This is a genomic window from Pyrococcus yayanosii CH1, assembly GCF_000215995.1.
Taxonomy (GTDB): Archaea; Methanobacteriota_B; Thermococci; order Thermococcales; family Thermococcaceae; genus Pyrococcus; species Pyrococcus yayanosii.
Genome location: NC_015680.1, coordinates 1,542,571 through 1,555,132, shown reverse-complemented (window position 1 = coordinate 1,555,132; position 12,562 = coordinate 1,542,571). Strand labels below are relative to the sequence as shown.

18 protein-coding genes and 1 pseudogene are annotated in these 12,562 nt (G+C 52.5%); 9 read left to right on the top strand and 10 right to left on the bottom strand.

What is annotated here, in order from left to right:
- Positions 1–57: 57 nt before the first annotated feature.
- Positions 58–1,056, top strand: a complete 999-nt coding sequence (locus tag PYCH_RS08545; RefSeq protein WP_013906460.1) for an MJ1477/TM1410 family putative glycoside hydrolase — start codon at positions 58–60, stop codon at positions 1,054–1,056.
- On the opposite strand, the gene cobS is transcribed toward PYCH_RS08545, so the two are convergent.
- The 3 genes and pseudogenes from cobS to PYCH_RS08530 form a co-directional block, all read right to left on the bottom strand.
- Entirely contained in the window at positions 1,053–1,742 is a 690-nt protein-coding gene (cobS, locus tag PYCH_RS08540) for an adenosylcobinamide-GDP ribazoletransferase (RefSeq protein ID WP_013906459.1), read from the bottom strand. The genes PYCH_RS08545 and cobS overlap by 4 nt on opposite strands.
- A gap of 208 nt (positions 1,743–1,950) precedes the next feature.
- Positions 1,951–2,352, bottom strand: a pseudogene (gene cobZ / locus PYCH_RS08535) (alpha-ribazole phosphatase CobZ); the annotation flags it as partial.
- Entirely contained in the window at positions 2,349–2,957 is a 609-nt protein-coding gene (locus PYCH_RS08530) for an adenosylcobinamide amidohydrolase (protein WP_013906457.1), read from the bottom strand. The pseudogene cobZ and the gene PYCH_RS08530, both read right to left, overlap by 4 nt.
- A 437-nt stretch (positions 2,958–3,394) precedes the next feature.
- Between PYCH_RS08530 and PYCH_RS09685 the strand changes: the two genes are divergently transcribed.
- On the top strand, positions 3,395–3,592 hold the full coding sequence (locus tag PYCH_RS09685) for an AbrB/MazE/SpoVT family DNA-binding domain-containing protein (protein ID WP_237698707.1): 198 nt from the start codon (positions 3,395–3,397) through the stop codon (positions 3,590–3,592).
- Positions 3,593–3,618: 26 nt separating this feature from the next.
- Complete coding sequence (locus PYCH_RS08525; protein ID WP_237698662.1) at positions 3,619–3,855, top strand: PIN domain-containing protein; 237 nt, start codon at positions 3,619–3,621, stop codon at positions 3,853–3,855.
- A gap of 16 nt (positions 3,856–3,871) precedes the next feature.
- Here PYCH_RS08525 and PYCH_RS08520 read toward each other — a convergent pair whose 3' ends face one another.
- On the bottom strand, positions 3,872–4,606 hold the full coding sequence (locus PYCH_RS08520; protein ID WP_013906455.1) for a molybdopterin-guanine dinucleotide biosynthesis protein MobB: 735 nt from the start codon (positions 4,604–4,606) through the stop codon (positions 3,872–3,874).
- Positions 4,607–4,611: 5 nt separating this feature from the next.
- Positions 4,612–4,821: an LSm family protein gene (locus tag PYCH_RS08515; RefSeq protein ID WP_013906453.1), complete on the bottom strand. Its 210-nt coding sequence runs from the start codon at positions 4,819–4,821 to the stop codon at positions 4,612–4,614.
- Between the two features lie 100 nt (positions 4,822–4,921).
- On the opposite strand from PYCH_RS08515, the gene PYCH_RS08510 reads away from it, so the two are divergent.
- Positions 4,922–5,134, top strand: coding sequence for a YciI family protein (locus PYCH_RS08510; RefSeq protein WP_013906454.1), 213 nt, complete (start codon positions 4,922–4,924; stop codon positions 5,132–5,134).
- On the opposite strand, the gene PYCH_RS08505 is transcribed toward PYCH_RS08510, so the two are convergent.
- Positions 5,126–6,112, bottom strand: coding sequence for an asparaginase (locus PYCH_RS08505; RefSeq protein ID WP_013906452.1), 987 nt, complete (start codon positions 6,110–6,112; stop codon positions 5,126–5,128). The genes PYCH_RS08510 and PYCH_RS08505 overlap by 9 nt on opposite strands.
- A gap of 86 nt (positions 6,113–6,198) precedes the next feature.
- Positions 6,199–6,885, bottom strand: coding sequence for a DUF4152 family protein (locus PYCH_RS08500; protein WP_013906451.1), 687 nt, complete (start codon positions 6,883–6,885; stop codon positions 6,199–6,201).
- Between the two features lie 120 nt (positions 6,886–7,005).
- On the opposite strand from PYCH_RS08500, the gene PYCH_RS08495 reads away from it, so the two are divergent.
- Positions 7,006–7,461 (top strand): hypothetical protein, encoded by a 456-nt coding sequence (locus tag PYCH_RS08495; RefSeq protein WP_013906450.1) that lies wholly within the window; start codon positions 7,006–7,008, stop codon positions 7,459–7,461.
- 59 nt (positions 7,462–7,520) lie between these two features.
- On the opposite strand, the gene PYCH_RS08490 is transcribed toward PYCH_RS08495, so the two are convergent.
- The gene (locus PYCH_RS08490) at positions 7,521–8,873 is read right to left on the bottom strand and encodes a glycogen/starch synthase (RefSeq protein ID WP_048058301.1); all 1,353 of its coding nucleotides are present in this window, start codon (positions 8,871–8,873) and stop codon (positions 7,521–7,523) included.
- Between the two features lie 84 nt (positions 8,874–8,957).
- Between PYCH_RS08490 and PYCH_RS08485 the strand changes: the two genes are divergently transcribed.
- A complete protein-coding gene (locus PYCH_RS08485) occupies positions 8,958–9,785 on the top strand; it encodes an EamA family transporter (RefSeq protein ID WP_013906448.1) in 828 nt (275 codons plus the stop codon).
- Here the strand turns inward: PYCH_RS08485 and PYCH_RS08480 are convergent.
- Positions 9,782–10,363: an endonuclease dU gene (locus tag PYCH_RS08480; RefSeq protein ID WP_013906447.1), complete on the bottom strand. Its 582-nt coding sequence runs from the start codon at positions 10,361–10,363 to the stop codon at positions 9,782–9,784. The genes PYCH_RS08485 and PYCH_RS08480 overlap by 4 nt on opposite strands.
- Positions 10,364–10,424: 61 nt before the next feature.
- Here PYCH_RS08480 and mobA point away from each other — a divergent pair, with 61 nt between their 5' ends.
- Genes mobA through PYCH_RS08465 form a run of 3 tightly spaced genes read left to right on the top strand, consistent with a single transcriptional unit; the run spans position 10,425 to position 12,037 of the window.
- A complete protein-coding gene (gene mobA / locus PYCH_RS08475) occupies positions 10,425–11,030 on the top strand; it encodes a molybdenum cofactor guanylyltransferase (protein ID WP_048058300.1) in 606 nt (201 codons plus the stop codon).
- Positions 11,031–11,070: 40 nt separating this feature from the next.
- Positions 11,071–11,619 (top strand): TIGR00288 family NYN domain-containing protein, encoded by a 549-nt coding sequence (locus tag PYCH_RS08470; protein ID WP_048058299.1) that lies wholly within the window; start codon positions 11,071–11,073, stop codon positions 11,617–11,619.
- Complete coding sequence (locus PYCH_RS08465) at positions 11,561–12,037, top strand: TIGR00288 family NYN domain-containing protein (protein WP_048058298.1); 477 nt, start codon at positions 11,561–11,563, stop codon at positions 12,035–12,037. The genes PYCH_RS08470 and PYCH_RS08465 overlap by 59 nt, the downstream gene beginning before the upstream one ends.
- On the opposite strand, the gene cobO is transcribed toward PYCH_RS08465, so the two are convergent.
- Positions 12,034–12,561 (bottom strand): cob(I)yrinic acid a,c-diamide adenosyltransferase, encoded by a 528-nt coding sequence (gene cobO, locus PYCH_RS08460; RefSeq protein WP_013906443.1) that lies wholly within the window; start codon positions 12,559–12,561, stop codon positions 12,034–12,036. The genes PYCH_RS08465 and cobO overlap by 4 nt on opposite strands.
- Between the last annotated feature and the right edge of the window lies 1 nt (position 12,562).

Here is a 12,562-nt window from a genome sequence, read left to right as displayed (position 1 = left end):
GAGTGTCGAAAAGCTGCTTCTCATGCTCCTGACAGTCTTGGTGGTTGGCGTGTCGGCGTGCATTTCGGCCCAGCACCACTCCCCCAAAGCAGAGGCACCCAATACCGTTACAAGGGTCTTAACTGTAACAAAAACTGTTACCCATACAATGACTACTACCGTAACCCACACAGAGACCATACAATATACACCACACCGAAACTAACCAAGGCTCCACAAATAGAGAGCATTAAGAGCTGGGCCTACCAGTTCCAGAACGCGGACCCAGACGAGATAGCCAACAGCGGCTTCGACCTCGTGGTTATCGACTACTCGCGCGACGGAACGGACGAGGGAGCCTATTCCAGGGAGGACATCGAGAAGCTCAAGAATTCAGGAATTATCCCCATCGCTTACATAAGCATCGGTGAAGCTGAGGATTACCGATTCTACTGGCGGGAGGAGTGGAACGAGAACCCACCAGCGTGGCTTGGGGAAGAAAATCCGGAGTGGTCAGGATGCTATGCGGTCAAATACTGGGATGAAGCGTGGAAAAACATCATCTTCTCGTACCTCGACAGGATAATAGCCCAGGGATTTATGGGGGTCTACCTTGACAGAGTTGACGAGTTCGAATACTGGGCGAAAAAAGGCTACGACGAAAACTGGACGGCGAAAAGAATGATCGAGTTCATCCTGGAGATAGCCAACTACACCAGAACCAAAGTGGGACCCAATTTTATGATAATCCCACAAAACGGCGAGAGACTCCTTGACTACGACGACGGGAAGCTCTTAAAGGTCGTCTCCGGCTGGGCATCCGAAGACGTCTTCTACAATGGGCTTGAACCGAGCCCCTGGAAGGATGAAAAGGTATCACGCCTCGACAAGATGGTAAATGCCGGAAAGATTGTGCTTGTGGTGGACTACGTTGACGATGGAACGAGAAATGAGGATAATTTGGCGAGAATTTTAGACTTCCGCAGAAAGGCCCTGGAGCACGGCTACATACCCTACGCGGCCATCGTGGATAGGGAACTGGATGAGCTTAACGTGATTCCGGGGATACAGCCCTAACACAGCCCAACTGCCAATGTCAATAGCGTTCCTGCTCTCGTAACCTCTGCAACAGCCCCAATGCAGTCCCCGTTGAGGCCCCCAAAATTATCTAGGGCGAGCTTTATCGTGTAGGCACCTACCAGAAGCCCAACAACTACCAGCAAGGCTCGGGAATCATAAATCACGGCGGGAGCAAGGAGAAGCGCGTAAAGGAACGTCCCCAAGAGGAGCCTTTCTCCATCCATTCCTTCCATGAAGAACCTTCCAAGACCCTGGCCGAGCGGCCGCCTCGTGGCAAGGGCAAGAAGCATTGCGAATTTCGAGTTTAGCTCCGCCAAGTAGAGGGCGTAGAAGGGCAGAACGGAGAGCGTCTCCGCTTGAATGAGCAATACCATGACAGCCGCAAAGAGGCCCGCTATCCCTGTATTAACGTCCTTCATAGCCTTTATCTTCCTTTCGCGGTCGCCTTTAACCATAACACCGTCAGCGAAGTCAGCTAAACCGTCAAGGTGAAGCAGGCCAATGGTCAGGTAAAGGGCCAAGACCGCCAACACGTTCGCGAACGGTGGTTGGAAGTAAAGTATTACCGCAGCGGGAGCTGTCGTAATCGGTGCCAGAAGAGGTAACATCCAAATGTCTTTCCTTGCTTCTTCAAGCTCCCCACGTGCAGGTATCCTTGTGAAGAAAGCCAGCAGGGGCCGCATGAAAGGAGATGGGCGGCAGGCTTTTAAGCCCTTTCCCTAACCATTAACCATGGAGAGAAAGAAGGCATACAGGGTGCTATTAGCTTTAGTGTTAATCCTCACGCTCCTCTACACCCTTGGCCTTGCCGGTGTCCTCCCCTTCGATGTCAGCTATTACATCACGCTGTTCTTCATAGCTCTTTTCATCGCCCTCAGATGGAGAGAGGGGCTCAGAAAATAGCCGCGTCATGCACCCAGCTATAAAGCCACCTATCGCGTCGTCGAGGAAAGGGGAAAGCTCGGCGAGAATACCTGGTTTCCGCGTGTCGTAGTAGAAGAAGTTGAAGAGGGCCATCTTCCCTCCTATATACTCCGCTATGGCTATGCCTATCAGCTCGTCCGCCACCAAGTTGACGGGGTCTCCTTCAATCCCAAACCCATCATCAAGCAGAAGAGCCGCCATCAAAAGGGCCTGAACGTTGATGTCCTTGAGATAGCGGAGCATGACCTTTCTAAGTTTCTCCCTGACATTCTCGGCGTTCTCACCGATGTAGAGTTCCATAGCCGCGTCGAGCATCGCGTCAAGAGGAACTCCTTTTTCCTGAAGCCTTTTCAGAAGCTCTCCCCTCATGCTCTCACCAACCTGGAATATTCTCCCCGGCTTCTCTCCCATCTCTCGATACTCTCCTCCAAGGCCCTCCTGACAGCCCGACCGGTGGCGAGGCCGAGCCTTGTGGCGGTGCCGGCCCACTCAACATCTCCGGGGGGTGCGAACACTCCGATGCCGTCGCTCGTCGTTCCAGTTGCATTGTAACCGAGGGTCAGCAGGGTGTATGTCTTTGCCTCCGTGGCCGTCATTATTGCGTTCGCCATTGCACCAACCGTGAGACCCTCCTGGATGACGAGGGCGATATTTATGGTGCCAGGTTTCCACGGAGGCGGCTCATCTCCTGCTATAGCAGGATTTGTTATTCCAGCCGTCACGTAGGCCTCTACCGGCCCTTCCTTTGCAACAGCGAGCACCTTGGTTACATCCACGGCCGTCATGAAGCCGACGAAGCCGCTCAGGCCATGTTCCCTCTCAAATTCGGCGCAGTCCCTTCTATAATCCCCGGAGTAGTTCTTGTGAACCTGCATGAAGAAGAAGCCCCTTGCCGTGGCTAGGCCTCCCCTATGGGGGGCGTTGCTGAGGGCGAGCAGAGGCTCTTCGAAGTGCTTAATAAAGTGGGAGAACATGCTCCACACCTTCATTATCCCCGCCGCCGTGGATTTTTAAAAGATTTCAGGCGCATTATTAGGGGAGGGGTGAACACCATGTTAAACCGTTTCTCCCTACCGCCTTCATCTTGTATGTGGGTGTATTAGTTTGTACTTGACTTTTCAATCCAGATCAGCCAAGCTACCAAAACCGGCGAGAACTCTTGCAAAAAGAAAAGGAGTCCGCATAAAGAGAGTCTAAAAAATCTAAATTACGGCAGAAGTATTAGCCCAGCAATTCCCCTACTTGATGGAGCAGATAAGAGGGGTTTACTGCAAGGAACAGAGCAAGGAGAATAAAGCTGATGAAGTTTGAGAGTTACAGAAGATGCACCCTTGGATTTAGAAAAGCATAACTATTATCGAGTGGATTTACTATGATAGTAACCAAAGTGACCTGAAATTATCAGGTTACAATTCCCGCGGAGATAAGAAAAGCACTCGGCATAAAAGAAGGCGAACTGCTTGAAGTTAAACTTGAAGGCGATAGGATAATCCTCCAGAGACTAAAAAGAAAAAGAAAGACTCTGAAGCTTGGAAGAAGCTTGAGCACAGAGGAAATAGAGAGGTCAATTGAGGAGGGCATGAGAGAATGCATGCCACCAACGTTTTAATCTACGACACCTTTGAGCAAGAGCATGTGTGGTTCTTCAAGAACAATGGACTTTCACTCAAAGAAGCAAAGGAAATGCTTAATGAGTACACAAGCGACCCGAGATCTAGAAACCTAAGGGAAGATGCAAACATCGTGAGAAAAGCCCTTCTCCTGCTTGAAGAAGAAAAGCTCTCATTGTCACGCTTCAACGATGCAATACTTGCAACGTTCGATAAAAAGCTGAGAAAGCTTGCCAAGAGGAGAGGAGTTAAGACAATTTAGCTCAGCCCCAGACACCTCACTCATCCCTAATCACAATCTCTATCTTCCTCCCTTCCCTGTAGCCCTTCATTGCCGAGAGCATGCCCTTTATAGTCTTCTCCACGAGCTCCTGCACCCAGTCCTTCATCGGGAGAGGCTGGTCGTCTATCCTCACGGCCACCCTTGGCTTTGAGCTTAGAACGACGCAGTCCTTGGGTGTTTTTTCACCCTTCACTATCATCTTGGCCATCTCATAGCATGTGTAGCCGCACATGCGGCAGTTTATGTTAGGAAGCATAAAGGCCCGCTTTTCTATTAGGTCAGCCAACCTCTCCGGCTCCCGCGTGGCGTCTATCACGGGCAGGCCCACAATCTCCGTCACGCCCGTACCAGCAACCACACCGCTCACAGCTATTGCCAGGCCGTCGTTGAGCTCCTCGACTTCCTTAGCGTCTCTGGCACATATTATCTTGGGGACGTGCTTGACCGACTTGAAGCCCTCCAGCAGCAGGAAGTCAGCTGAAACCATCGAGAACAGAGCGTTCATGTCCTTAGCTTTGAAGAGGAGCGCATCGGTGTCGTGAGCATGGACGATAACGGCCTCTGCAATCTGTGAGAAGCGCCAGGTATCGCTGTTTTCCCTGTCGAAGTCAACATGCATGCTCTTGGCTATGGCGATGCGGTGGCCCCTCTCCCTGAGAACCCTCGCAACAGCCTCAATTGTCGTCGTTTTGCCACTCTTCTTGTAACCAACGAAGGCAACAGCCTTCATAAGCATCACTCCAGGAGCATTATCCAGCTGACATCCTCCAGGGCTACTATCATGGCCTTGCCCCTGTTTCCCACAACATCGACAACATTTCTAAGCAACAGCACCTCCCCGTCAAAATCTTCCAAAATTCCTGTGAAGGAGTGCTCGCTCCCTATCGTTATGGCGACCCTCTTTCCCCTCCACTCCCTCAGAACCCTATCCATGAGCGGCTCCATATCCCATCCCCCCGAGACCATTCGTCATAGGCTTATTATCTTTACCTTTTCGACCGCAAACCTTTTTATGCCGGCAAAATATCATCCAGCGGTGATCCCCATGTATATGGCCGAGTTCAAGCTCAGGTTCGGGAGTAGGAAGTGGTACGTGAGGAGAATCGTTGAGGCGGACAGCTACGAGAAGGCCGTCGAGATAGCGAGGAAGTACGCCGAGGCCATGAACAGGGGAGAAGTCGTGTGGGAGCTCGCAGACGTTTACGAGGCCAACAGACCCCTCATTATAGGGGAGGAGGAGTTGAAGAAACTACGCTGATTTTCCTATTTCTCCCACCATATTAGTCAGCATAAGCCTCCTTACCTCTCCTACGTCCCTCGTGTGGCCGAGGATCCACATGAGCTTAGTAATTGTGGCTTCCTTCGTCATGTCTCCCGCGGGTATGACGCCCACCTCCAAGGCCTTTCTGCCAACTTTGTACTTCGTCAGGTCAACACCATCATAGAGAGTCTGGGTCGTCATTACGACCGGAATTTCCGTTGCCACTCTTCTCACCACATCAAGGAGGTCCCTACCTCTATAGGGAATTCCACCAACCCCGTATCCCTCGAGGACTATCCCCCTGTACCCGAGCTCAAGGGCGGCTTCCAGCACGTCCCCCTCCATCCCCGGAACGAGCCTGAGGACGAGAACCCTTGGCTCATGACGCGTGTCAAGAACGGGCTCCCCCTCTAGTTTGGGAGGTTTAGCATTCCAGTGAATCCTGTTGCCCTTTACGTAGGCGATGTCTGGATAGTTTATGCTCTGAAAGGCGTTAAGACCTACAGCCCTCACCTTAGAGACCCTCACGCCCAGCATGACTTTATCCATGAAGGCCACGTAAACCCCCGGAACACCTTCTATAGCGAACCTCAAGGCGGTCCACAAGTTCCTTGGCGCATCGCTGCCCGGCTCTGTGATGGGCCTCATTGCCCCCGTCAGGACTATCGGCACGGGAGGGTTCCTCACCATGAAGCTCAGCATGGAGGCTGTGTAAGCCAGCGTATCGGTTCCATGGGTAATCACCACCCCATCGAACTCCTCGAAGGCCTCGAAGACGGTCTCAGCTAGCAGAACCCAATCCTCGGGCTGGATTAGAGTGCTGTCAATGTTCAAAAGGTCTCTAGCTTCTACCTCCCACTTTAATTCAAGGCCCGCGAGCCTCAGGATTTCCTCAACGGAAAGGGAGCTCTCATATCCTTCTTCGCTCGGAACGCTGGCTATCGTCCCTCCCATCCCCAGTATCAGCAGTCTCATCCCACCACCACGCGTAAATATGAAAAGCGGTTTTAGACTTTTTGCTAAACTTTATGGCAGAAAGGGGAACAAAATTTGTCGAAATGTCAAATTTTTGGCCTAACTTCCAGCACCATGAACCTCCGGGCCACCGGATTGGGATAGAGCTCCCACTTCACATCATCCGTTTCCACCTGAATTTCTCCGTAAAGACCCCCTTCCCTTGGGTCAAGGCTCTCCCCCTTTATCCACCCAGCCCCTATCTCCACTCGCATATAGCGGGGCAAGCCAACCTTCACGGGACCATTTTCCCGGGCGTATTCCAAGGCCCACTTGGCCGAGTATATGCCGGCATATATCTCGGCTATCCTCACGGGCACGCTATCCTTCCCTATGGCGAGTATCTCAACGCCCGTCTCCTCCCAGAACCTCTTGGCAAGCGGCTGTAACTCCTTACTCAGCTCCTTCCAGACTTCCTTTCCCCTGTCTGATATCGGCAGAGCATCGACGGTAGGCTCATCGAGCTTCCTTAACTCTATTCCGCCGAGGGTAGAGTCCAGATGAATGACATCTGGCCTGGCCTTCTTAGCCAATTCAATCGCCAGCAGAACTTCGTCCCTTATTGCCTGTCTGCCACTTAGGTCGTAGCTGAAAGGGTCTGAGAACTTGACTATATTCTCCTCAGCAGTCTTGTAGGGTTTGCGAACGAGGACAGCCACCGTGGCTATGAGGCCGACCGGCTGGTAGGCATCATCCAACAGGGCCCCACCAGTGTCCGCCGCCACTATCTTCATCACAACCACCCCGCTGACCTCCTCCCCGACCTAAAGGGCGAGGCTTTCAAAAGAAAAATGTAACGAGACATTACTTAATTGCCCCACCTAGGAACTATTAATAAAGGCCAGGTGTTGGATATGGAGGGGATCTCTCAATATGTTGTGGCCTCTTACGTGGACGACCTCTGCAAGGGCCTAAGGCTCGCCGTCTGCAGGGGTATTTCATACCTTCTCATAGGGGATACGCGCTATCCTCTTATAGACTCAGAGCACTTGCCCCCCGAGATTGAAATATTTGCGAAAGATGGGCACCTAACGTTTTACGCCTTTTGGAGGGAAAGTGGAATAGAGCACGAAGCCTACATAAAGGTTGCGACAACAAGATTGCACATCTCCAAAGGCATCCTCATAGCAGAACCCCACGGAGCCTTCGAGAGGTTCAGAGCGCTAGTCATCATAAGGCTTTTTGGCGATGAAAGGTTATTTTCAACGCTGAGAGAGACCATAGAAGATGAGAAGTGGAGAGTGCGAAAGGAAGAAGGCGAGGCTGTTTCAACGTACCTGGAAGAGTTTTTTAAGGGGGAAGGAATGTAGCCCAAAGTGGATGATGAGCTTGGCCGCTCCCGAGAGGTGAGGGGATACTCCGGTGCTGACTACTCAACTATGAATTCAAAGGCCCTGTCCACACTACCTTTATAGGCCCTCAAGTAGCGGCGAGCCGCCCTTTCCCAAGTGAACTCCTTCGCTCTCTTCTTCCCGTTCTCCCTGAGTTTTTCTATGAGAGATGGGTTCTCCACGTAAAGCTTGAATGCCCGGAGGATTGCATCCACCAAAGCTTCAACACTACCTGGTGGAACAAGGAATCCCGTCGCACTCTCCGGGTTATCGTCAAGGGTTATCACGGTGTCCCTTATTCCCCCCACCGCCGAACCTATGGGTATTGCCCCGAGGCACATGGCCTCCATCTGAACGAGACCAAAAGGTTCGAAGTAAGAGGGAACAATTACAAAATCGACACTTCCGTAAAGCCCCCTGACGAACTCTCTCGACAACATTTCCGTGATAGTCTTCACGTTGGGAAACCTCTCCGCTAGAACCTTCGCCCACTTCTCTAGCTCAGGGTCTCCTTTCCCAATAATTATGAACTTCATCTGCCGAAACTCCCTCGGATGCCTCTCGGCAAGCATCTCTATGGCCCTTAGGAGGACGTCAACCCCCTTCTGCCCCCTGTCGAAGCGGCCTATAAACATGAACATTACACCATCCTCCAAGCCCAGCTTCTCAAGGATCCTCTGCTTCCTATCGCACCTAGACCCTTCGAGGCAAGCCTCGCTCCAGAAGGAGCAATCAATGCCGTTGAATACGTAAGTGACCCTGCCCTCGAAGTTCCTGAAGAAGCCCCACTCGTCGAGGAGGTAGCCCCTGCTCACCGTCGTCACTATGTCCGCGAAATAGCCCCCAGCGTGCTCCGGGTCTATATCAGGATAGGGAGCCAACTCTGGAAGACCAGCCTCATGGAAATAATAGGCCGGAATCTTCGCCTTGTTGAGCCTGTGAATCGTGAAGATAGCTGGAATACGGAAGTGCTTTTTTATCAGAGCCCCTGCAAAGACTGTATGCCAGTCGTGGAAATGGACCACATTTGGAAGCTCCTCCTCCTTTAAGAGCTCATTAAGCAGAGCCACGCTCGCCTTTCCAAAGAGAACCGCCTTTCTCAGCAGACCCTCCCACCCAGGCCCATAAACGTCCCCACTGTCAAGCAGACCGCCACCAAGCCTAAAGACACGAGGATTATCGCCTTCCTCATGCACCGTTAGGGGAACAATCTCTCCAAAAGCCCTCACCTTAACCCCAAGAGACTGTCCCGCAAACCTCCCATGAGACGGCGTAAACACCAAGACCTCATGGCCGAGCTCGGCAAGAGCATTTGCAAGACTCGTAAGGGCCTCTGCCAGTCCACCAACCTTAACGGGTAAATACTCGAAGCCAAGCAACAGAACCCTCATGATTACCCCCAATAGGTTTGGGTAAGAGCCCATTAAAACCTTCCGGGCGATGGGCTTATAAGGGAGCCTTAGAACTATGGGACGATGAGGTCTGGCTACATTCTCGTTTTTCTTGCGGCAGCCATGTGGGGAACCCTCGGGATATTCGCCCGGCTACTTTACTCCTTCAACCTCGATACCTATACCATAGTCTTCTACCGCGTTCTCTTCGCCCTAATTCTCCTCGCCATCTATCTGAAACTCTTAGGCTTACCTCTCTTAGCTTCAAAACGCAGGCTCCCCTTCTACGCCGCATACGGCTTCTTTAGTGTCTTCCTATTTTACTCCCTATACTTTTACACCGTGAAGGTATCTTCAGTGTCCTTCGCCGTCCTGATGCTCTATACAGCCCCTGCCTACTCGATAGTTCTCGGGAGACTCCTCTTCGGAGAACCGCTCACATCCCGAAAGATAGCCGCCTTCCTCTCGGTTCTTTCGGGTGTCTTCATGCTCAACGCCGGTGGCCTAGAGTTCTCCCCAATTGCAATTGCCGCCGGGCTGGCCAGTGGCCTTACCTACGCCCTTTATGGCGTCTTCGCAAAATTCGCCGTGAGGCACGAGGAGCCCGAGAGGGTCCTCTTCAACACTCTCCTCCTCGGCCTTCCATTCCTCCTTCCCTTCACAGACCCAAGGGTTCCCATGGGAGCCCTTCCCTATCTCCTCGCCCTCGCTTTCTTCCCCACCTTCTTAGGTTACATTCTCTACAACAGGGCCCTTAAAGAGGTGGAAGTGGGTAGGGCCTCCATAATAGCCACCGTCGAGCCCGTCATCGCTATGGCACTCGCTTTCCTGATATTCGGGGAGAGCCTCGGACCTAGCCAGATTGCTGGAGGGGCTCTGATAATCCTCGGCTCCCTCCTCGCCCGCCACTAGTCCTTCGTGCTCTCCCCGGTCATCACAGCGCTCGCTATCATATGGGCAAGCCTCAGAGGTTCGGGAACGAGGGCCCCCTTCCGGGTTACCCTTATGATTTCCACGGCCTTCTCTGGCTCGATTCCCCAGACCTGATAGAAGAGCTTACCCGGAATGAGCTCCCTTATTGGTCCAAGCTTTCTTATGAGGGAAATCCTCAGGGCCGCATCTGGAAAATGCTTTCTCAAGGCAACCTCCATAGCCCCAACGTCAGGTCGCTTCTTTATCACGATGACCACTGGCAGACCTGTCTCCTCGAAGACCCTCTCAACGTCAACGACGTTGAAGCCCGCGTAGGTTATACCTCTGAGCATTATCACCCTGAGATCCTTGAAGCGGGAGCGGAGGACAGCGTCTATTATGGCGTCAGTGGCGTCAAGACCGTCGACTGTTATCCACCTCGTTAAGACACCAACAACTTCCTTCGCCCCCTTCATGACTACTCCAACCAGTATCGTTTTATCACCAGTAGCCTTAAAGGAGAACGTCCCGTCGTCGAAGCCCACAACCCTTATCTCGGGCTTGACCTTCCTTATCATCGGAAACCCCAAACCAAAGGTTGTGAAAAAGTTTTTTACCTCTGTCCCAACCTCCCCAACGATGCTGTCACTCGTGCTGGCTTTCAGGGAGAGGCCAGGAGAGAACTACCTCATACCCATCGATGACGAGCCAATGATCAGGATAGTTGAAGCAAGGCTCAGGATGGCGAAGAGAATAGACGATATCGTGACGATAGTAAGGAAGGGAGAGGAGAAGAAGTTCTCCCTCCACGTCTCCAACCCCCTGCCAGTTAAGGCAAGAACGAGGCTGGAGGCCCTCCTGAAGGCCCTTCCCCCCTCCGGCGAGGTCTTCCTGCTGGAGGGCAACAGGCCCCTCGTAATGCCCTTCCTTATTAACTACCTCTCCACGCTCTTCCTCGACTCCGAGGCAGACGCTCTAATACCCGTGTGGCCCAAGGGAGAACCCGAGGTTTTCCACGCCTTTTATAAGGCGAGAGCCCTAAGGAGCGCCCTCGAGGCCATGATGGCAGATAGGGAAAGGAGACCATCCGCCCTAATCGAATACATCGACGCCGAGACCGTTGATATAGGAGAACTCTCCCGAAGGAACACCAAGGTCCACCTCAGCTTCTTCAGGGTAAGGGGAAGCGAAGACCTCCGAGCTCTCCGCCTTCTTGCGAAAGGTAAAAATATTATGAGCAAGTAGTTTTCTCCGTATTACCAGTTGCATCGATGGGTGGAAAATGATGGCAAGCTGGGAGAAGATAGTTGAAGGTGTCAAGAGCATAGCACTGATTAAGACAAAGATAAGGAGGGGAAAGAGGATAGCCCTTCTTGTCGATGGCCCAAACATCTTGAGGAAAGAGCTGGGGGTGCACCTCGAGGACATAGTCAACGCTCTAAGCGAAATCGGTAGTATAAGGGTAGCAAAAGTCATCCTGAACCAGTATGCTCCTCAGAGCCTCATAGAGGCAGTTTCGAACCAAGGGTTCGAGCCCGTCATCGTGGCAGGTGAAACAGGCGTTAAGCTAGCCGTGGAGGCCATGAGGGAAGTTTACAACCCCAACGTCGACATGATAGCTCTCGCGACGAGAAACACAGAGTTCGTCCCCATAATCCTCAAGGCAAAAGAGAAGGGCAAAGAAACCGCCATAGTGGGCGTTGAACCGGGCCTCAGTGCGGCCCTGAAGCACGCGGCCGATTACGTGATAATCCTGAAGGCAAGAGGTGTAAGCGATGAAGAGGGTCATATCGAGGATACTGAAAAGGGAGGAGAGGGAAGAAAGGGAAGCTGAGAAGACAATAGGGCTGATAATAGATGGACCCAACATCCTCAGGAAGGAGTTCGGGATAAGACTTGAGGACATAAAGGCTGCCCTTGAGAAAGTGGGCAAGATAAGAGTTGCCAAGGTCGTGCTGAACCAGTACGCGCCCCAGGGTTTGATAGAGGCCGTGGTCAATCAGGGCTTTGAGCCAATCATAGTGGCAGGAGATACAGATGTACGCGTCGCGATTGAGGCCATGGAGCTCATATACAATTCGGACGTGGATGTCATAGCCCTCGCAACAAGGGATGCCGACTTTCTGCCCCTCATTAACGAGGCCAAGAGAAAGGGGAAGGAAACCGTCGTCATAGGGGTCGAGCCTGGCTTCTCCGCAGCTCTCCAGAACGCGGCCGACTATATAATCAAGATGGAGGCCAAGAAGGCTTAATACTCGACGCCCTTCCTGGCAGTGATTCCCCGGTGGTAAGGGTGCTTGATTTCCCTCATCTCCGTCACATAGTCGGCCAGCTCGAAGAGCTCCTCCGGACAATAGCGACCCGTAAGGACGAGTTCCGTATTGGAGGCCTTTTTCGTGATGAGAGCCTCGACTTCCTCTACATCAAGCATGCCGAAGCCAAGGGCGACGCATATCTCGTCGAGGATTACCAAATCCCACTCACCACTCGCCACTACTTCCTTCGCCCTCTCAAGGGCTCTCTTAGCTGCTTCTATGTCATCAGGTTCCGGCCTGCCATGAACAAACTTGGGAGGGCCGTACGACTCGATGCGGAAGCCACACCTCTCGGCCATATGATATTCCCCATAAACTCCCGGGGCCTTCATGAACTGGATTATAATAACTCTCCCCCCGCTTCCCAGCATCCTAAGAGCAAGGCCTAAAGCGGCGGTAGTCTTCCCCTTCCCATCCCCCGTATATATGTGGACGAGACCAAGCTTCTCTCTCCAAGACACA

Bases quoted from the DNA above. Each gene is read 5' to 3' on its own strand.
- PYCH_RS08500 (WP_013906451.1), bottom strand. From the start codon at position 6,885: ATGAAGATAGTGGCGGCGGACACTGGTGGGGCCCTGTTGGATGATGCC.
- PYCH_RS08495 (WP_013906450.1), top strand. From the start codon at position 7,006: ATGGAGGGGATCTCTCAATATGTTGTGGCCTCTTACGTGGACGACCTC.
- PYCH_RS08480 (WP_013906447.1), bottom strand. From the start codon at position 10,363: ATGATAAGGAAGGTCAAGCCCGAGATAAGGGTTGTGGGCTTCGACGAC.
- PYCH_RS08530 (WP_013906457.1), bottom strand. From the start codon at position 2,957: ATGTTCTCCCACTTTATTAAGCACTTCGAAGAGCCTCTGCTCGCCCTC.
- PYCH_RS08490 (WP_048058301.1), bottom strand. From the start codon at position 8,873: ATGAGGGTTCTGTTGCTTGGCTTCGAGTATTTACCCGTTAAGGTTGGT.
- cobS (WP_013906459.1), bottom strand. From the start codon at position 1,742: ATGCGGCCCCTGCTGGCTTTCTTCACAAGGATACCTGCACGTGGGGAG.
- PYCH_RS08515 (WP_013906453.1), bottom strand. From the start codon at position 4,821: ATGGAGCCGCTCATGGATAGGGTTCTGAGGGAGTGGAGGGGAAAGAGG.
- PYCH_RS08505 (WP_013906452.1), bottom strand. From the start codon at position 6,112: ATGAGACTGCTGATACTGGGGATGGGAGGGACGATAGCCAGCGTTCCG.
- PYCH_RS08485 (WP_013906448.1), top strand. From the start codon at position 8,958: ATGAGGTCTGGCTACATTCTCGTTTTTCTTGCGGCAGCCATGTGGGGA.
- PYCH_RS08470 (WP_048058299.1), top strand. From the start codon at position 11,071: ATGGCAAGCTGGGAGAAGATAGTTGAAGGTGTCAAGAGCATAGCACTG.
- PYCH_RS08520 (WP_013906455.1), bottom strand. From the start codon at position 4,606: ATGAAGGCTGTTGCCTTCGTTGGTTACAAGAAGAGTGGCAAAACGACG.
- mobA (WP_048058300.1), top strand. From the start codon at position 10,425: ATGCTGTCACTCGTGCTGGCTTTCAGGGAGAGGCCAGGAGAGAACTAC.
- PYCH_RS08465 (WP_048058298.1), top strand. From the start codon at position 11,561: ATGAAGAGGGTCATATCGAGGATACTGAAAAGGGAGGAGAGGGAAGAA.
- PYCH_RS08510 (WP_013906454.1), top strand. From the start codon at position 4,922: ATGTATATGGCCGAGTTCAAGCTCAGGTTCGGGAGTAGGAAGTGGTAC.